A 13506-nucleotide genomic window follows, 5' to 3' on the forward strand; every position below is an offset into this window, starting at 1 on the left:
GAATTGAAGAACCCGCCGGAGCGATCCGGCGGGTTCTTCATTTTCAGACGATGAAACCTGCTATTCCCAGCCGACCATGCGCTGATAGAGCGCGTAGACAGGATCGGCGACCGCGCTTGCCTGATGCGGCGTCGGCTCGGCGTCGATCATCCTCGGCGTCCTGCGTGCCGGCTGAGCCTCGGTCTCTTCCCCATCGGGCTCGGCATCCTCACCGCCGGACTGCGCCTGCTGCTCATCCTCCGGAGCATCATCACGATGATGCTGATGCTGGTGGTGCGTTTCGCCGGCCGTCTCATTCGCCGGCATATCCTTGGCGAATTGATAGGGCAGCGGGGCATAGGGAAGGCCCTCGGGCATTCTTGCCTGCAGCGGCAGATAGGGAGCCTCGGCCGGAGCGGGCATCGGCATCGGATCCGGCTGTGCGGCGATGTCTTTCGGCTGGCGGGCGGCCGCAGCCGCTATGTCCATATCCATCTGCGGCGGGCGAGGTGCTGCGGGTTGGCGCGCATCGGGCATTGCAAGCTCCGCCGGCTGCCGCGTCAAGGTTTCGGTCGCGTCGCTGATGACGGCTTCATCGAGGATCGCATCGATCTCCACCGCCGCCTCGACCGGACCATCCTCCACCACGGCTTCGATATCCTGCTCGCGGATGATCGTCGCGATCATCTCCGAGACTTCTTCCGTCATCGAGGCGACAATTCCCGCCCAGTTCCTGGGAATGACGGGATCAAGCTTTTCCGACGTCGTGCGCGGCTGGGCGGCAGGCGCTTCCGTCATCTCCTCGGCCGCGGTCGTCTCCGTCGGCAGAGCTTCGCGGGTTTCGATCTCCCGGGTCGCGGATTTCTCCGGGGCCGCTTCCCTTACCGTTACCGGAGCGGACTGAGCCCGGTTTTCCGGCCGCGGCGTTTCCGGATCGGCGGCTTCCACGGCTTCGGCGACGACTGCTTCTTCGGCAGCCGCGTTCATTTCGGCCTCGATCAGCGGATCGGCTGGCGCAGGCGCCTTCTCTGCCGGCTGACGCGTGGCGGCCGGCAGGCTGCCCTCGTGCAGCTGTATTTCGGGACGTGCTTCGGGACGCATCGGCGAAGCATCGTTCTGGCCATAGGAGCGCATGACGGCGCGGGCGGCGAGATCGCGATCCTTGTAGCGGACGATCTCGAGATAGGCGACGATGCGGGCGGCTTCCGGCCCTGTCGGGTTCTTCAGCGCTTCGGCGATCATCCGGAGCGGCAGGCTATGGCCCTGCGCGGTCAGCTGGCGCTCGACCGCGTCGATCCTGGCGGCCGGCAGCTGCCGTATCGCATCGGCAAGCCGGGAGGCAAAGGCAAGATTGGTCTCGTCCTCGCCGCGATCCAGCGAAATCGAGCGGCCGGCCGCATCGATGACATCGAACAGGGCATCGACCATGCGCTCGCGCGCGGCAAGCAACAGAATGTTGAGCTTGCCGGCGATGGCGGAATTCAAGTCAGCCGCTTCGACGGCGTTGACGGGTGCCGGCGCGATCACCGATCGGCCGAGACCGCCCGCGGCGATCGCCGCAGTCTGACCCTGGGACGAAAAGCTTGCATTGGACGCTGCACGAACGGGAGACAACATGGCATGCCCTTTCGTAAAGTGACGATGAAAGCAGGCTCTATAAAAGGACCGCGCTCATCCGGTCCCTTGCATCCCCGCAGATCCTCCTGTCCGCATGACGCAATTCCGGCGTCATCGAATGCATAAAAATTAAAATGAATTTTAATAAAGACACCTTAACGAAACGCTAACAGCCGTGGACAGGCACATCCACGGCGATCGTCAGCAGGCAGAAAGGCAATTCGCTCAGCTGTGGGCGAAGATATCGGCCTCTTCCCAGCCGAGCAGGTCGAGCTTGGCGCGGGTCGGCAGGAATTCGAAGCAGGCCGTGGCATGATCGAACCGGCCGTCGCGGATCAGCCGTGCCGTCAGCTTGTCGCGCAGGGCGTGCAGGTAAAGCACGTCGGAAGCGGCATATTCGAGCTGCGCCGGAGACAGCGTCTCGGCCGCCCAGTCGGAGGATTGCTGCGCCTTGGAAATATCGACGTCGAGCATCTCCTTGAGATTGTCCTTGAGGCCGTGCCGATCCGTATAGGTCCGGCTGAGCCGCGAGGCGATCTTGGTGCAGAAGACCGGCGTCGTCGTGACGCCGAAAGTATGGAAGAGCACGGCGATATCGAAGCGGCCGTAATGGAAGATCTTCTGATGAGTGGGATCTTCGAGCAGGGTGACGAGATTGGGGGCCTCTTTCTGGCCGGCAGCGATGCGGATGACATCGGCGGTGCCGTCACCCGGCGACAGCTGGACGACGCAGAGCCGGTCGCGTCGCGGCACCAGGCCGAGCGTTTCGGTGTCGATCGCGACCGCGCCGGTATAACGGGCGGCATCGGCCGCGGAGATATCGCCTTCGTGATAACGTATGGTGGCCGCCATGAGACTGTCTTTCGTTCGAATGCTTCCCCTGGCGCTATAGCGCAAAGGCGCAAAATGCGAAACCGCTTTCCGGCCGCAGGAACGCCGCGAGCCCTCACGGGACGCACGCTCCAGCATTTTAACAGGCGGCATTCCTGCGCGTGTCAATAATGCGGCGGGCGGGTGATCGCCGGAGCCTCCAGCGACTGCTCCTCGAGCGACAGGAAGCGTTCGGTCAAGCGATCGAGCTTGGTGCGCATCTGCTCCACGATTTTCCATTGCTCGGCGAGCTGATCGGAAAGCTCCTCGATCGTCTTTGCCTGGTGGGCCAGCATTTCCTCCAGCCGGGTGATGCGGTTCGTCTCCTCGGACATCGATCCTCCTTCGCCGGAACGGCAGAACAGATGATTCTCCCAAACCGGAAATAGGTCGCCGCGTCAATGCTTTCGAGGCCCGCGCAAAATGCACCATCTGGTTACTAAAAGACCTTGCCGCGCCTGATGTTGTGGGATAGGCCCTTATCCATCAGGGAGGAATACTGATGGATGTAGGGAACGGCTTTCTTCATCCGGACCGGCTCTTTCCGGCCGACCCGGCAATACGGACCATCGCGCGAGACCTCTACGAGACGGTGCGCGGTCTTCCGATCGTCAGCCCGCATGGGCATACCGAACCCTCATGGTTTGCCGACGATAAGCCCTTCGAAGATGCGGCCTCGCTGTTGGTCATTCCCGATCACTATCTCTTCCGCATGCTGCACAGCGTCGGCGTGACATTGGACGAGCTCGGCGTTCCCAGGCTCGACGGTAAGCCGGTGGCTGAGGGGCGAGCGATCTGGCGGGCCTTTGCCGCGCATTATCACCTCTTCCGTGGAACGCCTTCGAGCCTCTGGGTCGACCACGCGATGTCGGCCGTGCTCGGCTGCACCGAGCCGCTGACATCGGACAATGCCGACGCGCTCTACGACCACATCAACGCCCAGCTCGCCCTTCCCGAATTCCGCCCGCGGGCGCTGCATCAGCGATTCGGCATCGAAACGATCGCGACCACCGAAGGCGCGCTCGACCCGCTCGTCCATCACCAGAAGATGGCGGCGGACGGCTGGATCGGCAAGGTGCGCACGACCTACCGGCCGGACAGCGTCACCGATCCCGATGCCGTCGGCTTCCGCGACAATCTCGTCAAGTTCGGAGAGATCACCGGCGCCGACGTGACCCGCTGGGACGGCCTGATCGAGGCGCATCGGCGCCGGCGCGCCTATTTCCGCCAGTTCGGCGCGACCGCGACCGATCACGGCGTACCCACCGCCTTTACCGCAGACCTGCCGCTTGCCGAAAAGCAGGCGCTGCTCGACAAGGCGCTGAAAGGACCGCTTTCGGCTGCCGACGCAGAGCTTTTCCGCGGCCAGATGATGACCGAAATGGCCGGCCTTTCGGCAGAGGACGGCATGGTGATGCAGATCCATGCCGGATCGAGGCGCAATACCGACAGCGGGCTCTTTGCGACCCGCGGCCCCAATATGGGCGCCGATATCCCGACACGCACGGACTGGGTCGGCGGCCTGAATGCGCTGCTTTCCAGATACGGCCATGCGCCGGGCTTGCGCATCCTGCTCTTTACGCTCGACGAAACCACCTATGCCCGGGAACTCGCTCCGATGGCCGGCCATTGGCCCTGCCTGATGATCGGACCGCCCTGGTGGTTCCATGACAGCCCGCTCGGCATCCGCCGCTATCTCGACCAGGTGGTGGAGACGGCCGGTTTTGCCAATCTCGCCGGGTTCAACGACGATACGCGCGCGCTGCTGTCCATTCCTGCCCGCCACGACGTCTGGCGGCGCGAAGTCTGCCGCTTCCTGGCGCAGCTCGCCGCCGAGCACCGGATTTCCCTAGAGGAAGCCGAGATCGTCGCGCGCGAACTCTCCTATGACAATGCAAAGAAGGCCTACAAGCTGTGAGCGACAGACTGCAGAACGTGACCGGCCTTGCGCCGACGGCGAAGCTTCCCGCCTATGATCGGAATGCGCTGAAGGCCGGTATCCTGCATCTCGGCCCGGGCGCCTTCTTCCGCGCCCATTTCGCGCCCTTCACGGATGCTGCGCTCGCAGCCGCAGGCGGCGACTGGGGCATCGAGGTGGCGAGCCTGCGCACGCCCGATGTCGCGGACAATCTCTCCGCCCAGAACGGGCTCTACACGATGCTGATCCGCGACAGCGCGGGCACGGCGGCCGAGGTGGTCGGCTCGATCCTGAAGGCGCATGTGGCGCCGCGCGATCCGGCCGGCCTGCTGGCGCGGCTCGAAGACCCTGCCATCCGTATCGTCAGCATGACGGTGACGGAAAAGGCCTATGGTTTCGATCCCGCGACGGGCGGCCTCGACCTCAAACATCCCGATATCGTCGCCGACCTCGCCAACCGGCATGCGCCGCGCGGCGTCATCGGCTATCTCGTCGAGGGCCTCGCACGCCGCCGGCAGAAGGGTATCGCGCCCTTCACGCCGCTCAGCTGCGACAACCTGCCGAGCAACGGCGCGGTGCTGAAGCGCCTCGTGCTGGAATTCACCTCCCGCATCGATGCCGACCTGCATCGCTGGATCGAGACGAATGTGCCCTTCCCGTCGACGATGGTCGACCGCATCACGCCCGCAAGCACCGAAGCGACCTATGCCGATGCCGAACGGCTGACCGGCCGCAGCGACATGGCGGCGATCGAGACGGAGCCTTTCACGCAATGGGTCATCGAAGATCATTTCGTCAATGGCCGGCCGGCCTGGGAAAAGGTGCGCGGCGCGCTGATGGTCGAGGACGTCTCGGCTTACGAAAAGATGAAGCTCAGGATGCTGAACGGAGCCCATTCGCTGCTTGCCTATCTCGGTTATATCGGCGGCTATGAATTCATCCGTGACGTGATGGACGATGCGGCCCTCGCCGCCCTGGCCTACCGCCACATGCACGCGGCCGCGAGAACGCTCGACGCCGTGCCGGGCATCGATCTCGATGAATACGCCAATGAATTGATAGCACGCTTTGCAAATAAGGCGATCGCGCACCGCACCTACCAGATCGCCATGGACGGCACGCAAAAGCTGCCGCAGCGGCTGCTGGAGCCGGCATGCGAAGCGCTGGCCCATGGCGACCGTGCGGAGACCTATGCGATCGCCGTCGCGGCATGGATGCGCTATGCGATCGGCGAACACGGCAATGGCGAACGCTACGAACTGCGCGATCCCCGCGCTCAGGAAATCGCCGCCCTCATCGCCGATGTACCCCGCACCGGCCCGGCGCTCTCGGCCGCGCTTTTCACCCTTCCGGGACTTTTCCCGTCAGCTTTGACAGGACATCGGGCGTGGACGCAGGATGTATCGGACAAGCTGGAGATTCTGATCCAGGACGATCGGTTGCCGCTGTTTTGAGAGCTTGAAATCTTTTCTTCAGCAGAAGAAAGGGCGTGCCACACGGCATACCCTCTCCTCCGTCATCCCTGTGCTCGTCACAGGGATCCAGTACGCCCAAGTCCTTGGGCGGGTAACTCTATCCAGGTAGCAGGTAGTCATTCACCGCGCAGACGCGCGGTGGCTGGATTCCTGTGACGAGCACAGGAATGAGGGAGTTCGGGTTACCGGGCTCTTCTCAGCCATACCGGAATTCAGCCCTTCACCCGCGCCATTTCGGGATCATAGAGCGGCGCCAGCGACACCTTGCAGGGAATGCGGTCCCTCGCGACATCAAGCTCATAGGAGCCAGAGAGGACGAAGTCCTCCGTGACGCCATGGGCGTTGCGGACATAGCCGTAACCGATCGCCTTGCCCAGCGTATAACCGAAGCCGCCGCTCGAGAGCCAGCCGACACGTTTGCCGTCGCGATAGATCGTTTCGCGGCCGAGCAGCACGGTATCGGGATCATCGGGAACGAAGCAGGCGAGGCGCTTCTTCACGCCGCCCGCAAGCTGCCGCTCGATCGCCTCGCGGCCGCGGAAGGGAATGTTCTTGCGCATCTTGACCGCCCAGCCGAGGCCGGCTTCGACAGGCGTATGGTCGGGGCCGATATCGGAGCCCCAGGCGCGATAGCCCTTTTCCAGACGGCAGCTCTCGATGGCGCGGTAGCCGGCATTGATGAGGCCGAGCTCGCCGCCAGCGGCCATCAGCACGTCATAGACCGTGGTCGCATATTCGATGGGGACGTGCAGTTCGTAGCCAAGTTCGCCGACATAGGTGATGCGCAGCGCCCGCACCGGGCAGCCCGATATGCCGATGGTTCTCACCTGGCCGAAGGGGAATGCCGCGTTCGAAACATCGCTGCCCGTCACCCTTTCCAGCACGGCGCGGGAGTTCGGCCCCATCAGCGACAACACGCAATAGGCTGAGGTGACGTCGACCAGTTCGGCATGCATGTCCGCCGGAATATTGCGTGCGATCCAATTGAAATCATGGGTGGCGAAACCGGTGCCGGTGACGATGTAATATTCGTCCTCGGCGATGCGGGCGACGGTCAGATCGCATTCGATGCCGCCCTTGTCGTTCAGCATCTGGGTGTAGATGAGCGAGCCCACCGGTTTTGCGACGTCGTTGGAAGCGATCCAGGAAAGCGCCGCCTCGGCATCCCTGCCCTTCAGCACGAATTTGGCGAACGAGGTCTGGTCGAAGATGACCGCCGCCTCACGCACCGCCTTGTGCTCGCGGCCGACCGCCTCGAACCAGTTCTGTCTGGCGTAGCTGTAAATATCCTTCGGCTCCTCATTGGCGAAGAGATCGGCGAACCAGTTCGGCCGCTCCCAGCCGAGCTTTTCACCGAAACAGGCGCCCTGCGCCTTCAGCCGGTCATAGAGCGGCGACTTGCGGCAGGGGCGGCCGCTCGCATATTCCTCGAAGGGAAAGGCCAGCGTGTAATGTTTGCCATAGGCTTCGAGCGTGCGGGTGCGCACCCAGTCGGTATCGAAATGCGGGCGTCCGAAGCGGCGGATGTCGACCGGCCAGAGATCGTAGGGCGGCTCCCCCTTCGTCACCCATTCGGCAAGCGCCATGCCGGCGCCGCCGGCGGATGCGATGCCGAAGGCGTTGAAGCCGGCGCCGACGAAGAAATTCTTGAGTTCCGGCGCCTCGCCGAGAATGAAATTGCCATCGGGCGTGAAGCTTTCCGGGCCGTTCAAGAGCTGCTTGACGCCGACATTCTCCAGCGCCGGAACGCGCCCGAGCGCCTGTTCCATGATCTGCTCGAAATGGTCGAAATTGCTGTCCAGCAGCGTGTAGTGAAAACCTTCGGGAATGCCTTTTTCCGCCCAGGCAATCGGGTTCGGCTCGTAACCGCCCATGACGATGCCGCCGACCTCCTCCTTGTAATAGGTCAGGCGATCGGGATCGCGCAGCGTCGGCAAGTTAGAGGGCACACCGAAGGATTCGGTGATGATGTATTGATGCTCGACGGAGACCAGCGGCACGTTGACACCGAAACGGGCGGCGAAGGCGCGCGTCCACTGGCCGGCACAGACGACGACGCGCTCGCATTCGATGCGCCCCTCAGCGGTGATGACGGCGCGGATCTTTCCCTTGTCGATTTCGAGATCGAGGACTTCGGTATCCTCGAAGATCGAAACACCGGACATTCGCGCGCCTTTCGCCAGCGCCTGGGTGATGTCGGAAGGGTTGGCCTGACCGTCCGTGGGAAGGAAGGCGGCGCCGACGAGATCGTCAATCGTCATCAGCGGCCAGAGATCGAAAGCCTCCTGCGGCGTCAGCAACTGCATTTCGAGGCCGAAGGATTGGGCCGTGGTCGCCTGGCGTTTGACTTCCGTCCAGCGCTCCTCGTTGCAGGCAAGCCGCAGGCCGCCATTCATCTTCCAGCCGGTGCCGAGGCCGGTTTCCTCTTCCAGCCGCTTGTAGAGATCGACGGAGTAACCGAGCAGCTGGGTGATGTTGGCGCTGGTGCGCAGCTGGCCGACCAGGCCGGCGGCATGGAAGGTGGTGCCTGAGGTCAGCTTCTTGCGTTCGAGCAGCACGGTATCGGTCCAGCCGAGCTTGCCGAGATGATAGGCTGTCGAGCAGCCGATGATGCCGCCGCCGATGACCACGGCTTTTGCCGTCTTCGGTAATTGTCTCGTCATTTATCGATCCTGTTCAAAGGCTTGATAAGCACGCTCGAAGCGCGCGAGATTTTCGGCCGTATAGGCGGCATAATCGAAATCGATGGTGGAATGGATTTCCGAAATCATGCTCCAGAGCGTCTCGCGCAGCAGCGAGGCACATTTCATCGCGGCATAACGCCTGACAAGATCTGATGTCAGCGGCCGCTCGAAATAGGTTTCCAGCATGGCGCGCTCCGCCGCTTGCGGAAACTCGTTGTTGGACGCCAGTCCGCCGAGATCGAACAGCGGCGTATTGAAGCCGGCATAATCCCAGTCGATCAGCCAAAGCCGCTTGCCGTCGTCGAGAAAATTGGCGGCGAGCAGGTCGTTGTGGCCGAAGGCGATCTCGAAAGGTCCTGCCGCCTGTTCCAGCATCTCGGCCCTATCGATCAGTTCCGGCAGCAGGGAAAGATAGGCGCTTCCGGATGCCTTCAGGCTGGCGGCATAATCGCGGATGACGTGGAAGACCCAGAAGATCATCGCCGGGCCGCGGAAATACCGGGCGATATCGCGATGGCAGGCGCGCACCAGCGGGATGACGCGGGAAAGCATCTCCGGCGCCCTGATGTCGTCCGGCGAAAGCGCCCTCGCCTCGATATATTCGAGCACCAGTACGCCGGGCGAATGATGGATGACGGCGGGCGATATGCCCGCCGCATGGGCGGCATAACTTGCGGCAAGCTCGTTCTGCCGGCTGATGTGGTGGATCGGAATATCGGTGCCGAGCCTGACCACGCAGCGCGCGACCGCATCGCTGACCAGATAATTCCTGTTGGTGATGCCGCCTGTTATCGGCGAAATGTCGATCGGGCCCTGCCAGATGCCAAGCGCATGAATCCTATCCTCAGGCGTCATGCTTATCCCCCTCGCCCATCACCGAAATGATGGGACAGAGGAGGATCGGCTGTCAAGCAGGGCTGTCAGATCGTCTTGCCCGAGGCATCGAAGACGTGGCAGCGGACCGGATCGAAAAAGGTCGTGACGTTGGTGCCGCGCTCGACCTTCTGCTGGCCGTCGAGCGCCACGGTCAGGAGCTGGCCGTCCGGCGTCGTGGTGTAGAGCATGGTGGCGCCGCCGAGATTTTCGACGAGATCGACATTGACGGTCGAAAGCGCGATGGCGCCGCCGGCTAGCGAAAGATGCTCGGGGCGGATACCGAAAGTGACGTCCTGGCCGGCCTCGCCCTGCAGCCGGCGCGGCAGGTGAACGGAATTGCCGCAGACATTGATGCTGGTTTCAGCCTCGCCCAACCGCTCGATGCGGGCCTTGAGGAAATTCATCTTGGGGCTGCCGATGAAGCCGGCGACGAAGCGGTTGGCGGGATTGTTGTAGAGATCGAGGGGCGCGCCGACCTGCTCGATGCGGCCGGAATTCAGCACCACGATCTTGTCCGCCATCGTCATGGCTTCGACCTGGTCATGGGTGACGTAGATCATGGTGTTGCCGAGCTGCCGGTGCAGGCGGGAAATCTCGACGCGCATCTGCACGCGCAGTTCGGCATCGAGGTTGGACAGCGGCTCGTCGAACAGGAAGATGCGCGGCTCGCGCACGATGGCGCGGCCGATCGCGACGCGCTGGCGCTGGCCGCCGGAGAGCGCCTTCGGCTTGCGTTCGAGAAGCTTCTCGATCTGCAGGATTTCGGCGGCGCGCTTCACCTTCGGCTGGATCTCGGCCTTCTTGTAACCCGCGGTCTCCAGCCCGAAGGCGAGGTTCTTGTAAACGGACATATGGGGATAGAGCGCATATGACTGGAAGACCATGGCGATGCCGCGCTTGGCCGGCGCCACCTCGTTCATGCGCTCGCTGTCGAGCAGCAGCGCGCCGCCTGATATTTCCTCAAGACCGGCGATCATGCGCAGAAGGGTCGATTTTCCGCAGCCGGAGGGACCGACGAAAACGACGAATTCGCCGGGATCGATCGCCAGGTCGATGCCATGGATCACATCCAGCGAGCCGTAGCGCTTCTCGACCTTCTGAAGAACGACACTGGTTGCCATCTTCTCAAAACCCTCTCTTTTACAGGTTACTTCGTTCTTGCGCGCCAATCGGCGTATTTCGGACTGTCGGGACCGACCGGCAGCGGCACTTCGGCGCCGCTGTCGGAAGACTGGTAGATGGCGGTGACGAGTTCCAGCGCGCGGCGCGCATCCCTCGTCGTCACCGGCAGCGGCCCCTCACCGCTGAGGAAGGCATGGAACTCGCCCATCTGAGTGGTGAAGCGCGGCGCGACCGGCCGCCAGTCGCCGACCACCCGGTCGATCTTTTCCCGCACGTCGTCATTGGCGGCGATGATCTTCCAGGGGTCCTTGCCCGGCGTATAGGGCTCATGCGTGCTTTCGAAGGTGACGTTTTCGAAATGCAGCCTCAGCCGGCTGATCTGCTCCTGCGAACCGAGCGTGCAGGACAGCGAGACGAAGGCGCCGTTTTCCATCAGCAGGCTGGCGGAAGCGCAGTCCTCGACCTCGATATCGTTGACGCGGGTTGCGACGCGGCCGAAGACCCTTGCCGCCGGGCCCATCAGATGCATCAGCATGTCGTGCAGATGCAGCGCATGCGTGACGAGCACGCCGCCGAGCTCCGTCGCCCATTTGCCGCGCCAGGGCACGGCGTAATATTCGGGCTTGCGCAGCCAGAAGGTTTCGACAGTCGCCGTATAGGGCTTGCCGGCGATGCCGGCATCGATGATGCGCTTGGCCTTCTGGATGCCGTCGCCGTAGCGGTACTGGAAGATCGGCATCAGCACGCCTTTGGCGCCCTTTTCCGCTTCCATGATCGTATCGACGCCGGCAAGCGAGCCCGTCAGCGGCTTTTCGCAGACGACGTGCTTGCCGGCGGCAAGGGCTGCGACCACCTGCTCCAGATGGATGCCGGGAGGGGTGCAGATATCGATGATGTCGATCGTGTCGTCGGCCAAGAGCTCCGCAAAAGAGGTGGTGCGGCGTTCGATGCCGAACTCGTCTCCAACCGCAGCCAGGCGCTGTTCGTTGAGGTCACAGATCGCCGCGACCTTGAACTTGTCGGAATGCGGCAAGTAGCCTTCGACGATGTGGGAGCGTCCGATGCCGCAGCCGACGATCGCGACCGTCTTGATGCTCATGTCACTCTTTCCCATTGCCGCCATCAGCGTTTCATGCCCGTCGTGGCGATGCCTTCGATCAGCAGGCGCTGGAAGAACAGGAAGAAGAAGAACACCGGCACGAGCGTCAAGGTCGACATGGCGAAGAGGCCGCCCCAGTCCGATGCGCTGGTGGAATCCACGAAGGTGCGCAGGCCGAGCTGGATCGTGTAGGTATTCATGTCGTTCAGATAGATCAGCGGACCGAAGAAATCGTCCCAGGTCCAGATGAAGGAGAAGATAGCGGCGGTCGCCAGCACCGGCAGCGACAGCGGCAGCATGATCTTCCAATAGATGCGCCAGGCGCTGCAACCATCCATCATCGCCGCCTCGTCGAGTTCACGCGGGATGCCGCGGAAGAACTGCACCATCAAGAAGATGAAGAAGGCGTCGCTTGCCAGGAACTTCGGCACGACGAGCGGCAGGATCGTGTTTACCCAGCCGAGATCGAGGAAGAGCACATATTGCGGGATCAGCGTCACGTGATAGGGGATCATCAACGTGCCGAGCATGATCGCGAACCAGAAGCTCCGGCCGGCGAAACGCAGCCGCGCGAAGGCATAGGCCGTCAGCGAGCAGGCGACGACATTGCCCGTCACCACCAGCAGCGAAATGACGAGCGAATTCCAGAAGAACCGGCCGAAACTGACGTCGAGCCCGGTCCAGCCGCGCAGATAGGAAGAAAAGTCGATCGACGATGGAATGATCGACGTCGACGAGAAGATCTCGTTTTCCGGCCTGACCGATGCCGACACCATCCACAAAAGCGGATAGAGCATGAGAAGCGAGGCGGCGATCAGCAGTGCGTGGATGAGGAGCGAAGCCGGCAGGCTGCGTTTGGTAATGTCCGATGGCGGCCGGGCCGCGGTGACGGAAGCGGTCATCTCAGTCATCGTAGTGCACCCAGTAACGCGAGGTCAGGAAGGAGAAGGCGGTGAAGATCGCGATGATCACCACCAGGATCCAGGCGAGCGCCGAGGCGTAGCCCATGCGGAAATTGCCGAAGGCCTCCTGATAGAGATAGAGCGTGTAGAAGAGCGTCGAATTGATCGGGCCGCCGGTGCCGCCTGATATGATGAAGGCCGGCGTGAAGGCTTTGAAGGCTTCGATCGTCTGCACGACAGCGTTGAAGAAGATCACCGGTGTCAGAAGCGGCAGCGTGATCTTGTAGAACTGCCGGAATTTCGAGGCGCCGTCGAGGCTCGCGGCCTCATACATATCCTGCGGGATCTGGCGCAGGCCGGCGAGGAAGATGATCATCGGCGAGCCGAACTGCCAGACGGACAGCGCCACCAGCGTGTAGATCGAATAATTCGGATGCGAGATCCAGCTCGGGCCTTCGATGCCGAAATGCGAGAGCGCGGCATTGACGAGGCCGTCGCTGGCGAAAAGCTGACGCCAGAGCACGGCGATCGCAACGCTGCCGCCGAGGAGCGACGGCAGATAGAAGATAGCGCGATAGACGGTCAAGCCGCGCAGGCCGCGGTTCAGCGCCATGGCGACCAGCAGGGCGAAGGTCAGCTTGAACGGCACCGAGAAGACGACATAGGTCAGGGTGACGTGCATGGCGGCCGAGAATTTCGCATCCGCCGTGGCGATGCGCACGTAATTCGCCATTCCTATCCACCGCGGCGACTGGAGCATGTCGTAGTCGGTGAAGGAGAGGTAGAGCGAAATCAGGGCCGGCCCGAGCGTCAGCCCGAAAAAGCCGACGAGCCATGGCAGCAGGAAGAGATAGCCGGGAGCATTGGCATTCCAGAGACGCCGGAAGCGTCCTTCGGCCACGGCCCCCTGATATCTTTCCACGGTGATGGCCCCTGCGGGCGTGCGCATCGCATTGCTCATACG

General features: G+C 62.7%; 11 protein-coding genes. 2 read left to right on the top strand and 9 right to left on the bottom strand.

Annotated elements, in window-relative coordinates; all coding sequences use genetic code 11:
• Window positions 1–60: 60 nt before the first annotated feature.
• The 3 genes from QD408_RS02375 to QD408_RS02385 all read right to left on the bottom strand — a co-directional run bounded on the left by QD408_RS02375 (window position 61) and on the right by QD408_RS02385 (window position 2801).
• On the bottom strand, window positions 61–1596 hold the full coding sequence (locus QD408_RS02375) for a hypothetical protein (protein WP_414138211.1): 1536 nt from the start codon (window positions 1594–1596) through the stop codon (window positions 61–63).
• Window positions 1597–1821: 225 nt separating this feature from the next.
• Window positions 1822–2448, bottom strand: coding sequence for a ribonuclease D (locus QD408_RS02380; RefSeq protein ID WP_414138212.1), 627 nt, complete (start codon window positions 2446–2448; stop codon window positions 1822–1824).
• A 143-nt stretch (window positions 2449–2591) separates the two neighbouring features.
• The gene (locus tag QD408_RS02385) at window positions 2592–2801 is read right to left on the bottom strand and encodes a SlyX family protein (RefSeq protein ID WP_414138213.1); all 210 of its coding nucleotides are present in this window, start codon (window positions 2799–2801) and stop codon (window positions 2592–2594) included.
• Between the two features lie 167 nt (window positions 2802–2968).
• On the opposite strand from QD408_RS02385, the gene uxaC reads away from it, so the two are divergent.
• Both uxaC and QD408_RS02395 read left to right on the top strand, forming a co-directional pair.
• A complete protein-coding gene (gene uxaC, locus QD408_RS02390; RefSeq protein WP_414138214.1) occupies window positions 2969–4384 on the top strand; it encodes a glucuronate isomerase in 1416 nt (471 codons plus the stop codon).
• Window positions 4381–5838: a mannitol dehydrogenase family protein gene (locus QD408_RS02395; RefSeq protein ID WP_414138215.1), complete on the top strand. Its 1458-nt coding sequence runs from the start codon at window positions 4381–4383 to the stop codon at window positions 5836–5838. Before uxaC ends, QD408_RS02395 begins: the two co-directional genes overlap by 4 nt.
• A 233-nt stretch (window positions 5839–6071) precedes the next feature.
• Here QD408_RS02395 and QD408_RS02400 read toward each other — a convergent pair whose 3' ends face one another.
• The 6 genes from QD408_RS02400 to QD408_RS02425 all read right to left on the bottom strand — a co-directional run bounded on the left by QD408_RS02400 (window position 6072) and on the right by QD408_RS02425 (window position 13503).
• Window positions 6072–8522, bottom strand: a complete 2451-nt coding sequence (locus QD408_RS02400) for a GcvT family protein (RefSeq protein ID WP_414138216.1) — start codon at window positions 8520–8522, stop codon at window positions 6072–6074.
• A complete protein-coding gene (locus QD408_RS02405) occupies window positions 8523–9398 on the bottom strand; it encodes a phosphotransferase (RefSeq protein WP_414138217.1) in 876 nt (291 codons plus the stop codon).
• 65 nt (window positions 9399–9463) lie between these two features.
• Window positions 9464–10540, bottom strand: a complete 1077-nt coding sequence (locus QD408_RS02410) for an ABC transporter ATP-binding protein (protein WP_088683094.1) — start codon at window positions 10538–10540, stop codon at window positions 9464–9466.
• A gap of 26 nt (window positions 10541–10566) precedes the next feature.
• Window positions 10567–11664 carry a Gfo/Idh/MocA family protein gene (locus QD408_RS02415; RefSeq protein ID WP_190237464.1) on the bottom strand — a complete coding sequence of 366 codons (1098 nt, stop codon included), beginning with the start codon at window positions 11662–11664 and terminating at the stop codon, window positions 10567–10569.
• Window positions 11664–12551, bottom strand: coding sequence for a carbohydrate ABC transporter permease (locus tag QD408_RS02420; protein WP_088683092.1), 888 nt, complete (start codon window positions 12549–12551; stop codon window positions 11664–11666). Before QD408_RS02420 ends, QD408_RS02415 begins: the two co-directional genes overlap by 1 nt.
• Window positions 12544–13503, bottom strand: coding sequence for a carbohydrate ABC transporter permease (locus QD408_RS02425; RefSeq protein WP_190237463.1), 960 nt, complete (start codon window positions 13501–13503; stop codon window positions 12544–12546). The genes QD408_RS02420 and QD408_RS02425 overlap by 8 nt, the downstream gene beginning before the upstream one ends.
• Window positions 13504–13506 lie beyond the last annotated feature (3 nt).

This window comes from Rhizobium sp. BR 249 (assembly GCF_047445895.1).
Classification (GTDB): domain Bacteria; phylum Pseudomonadota; class Alphaproteobacteria; order Rhizobiales; family Rhizobiaceae; genus Rhizobium.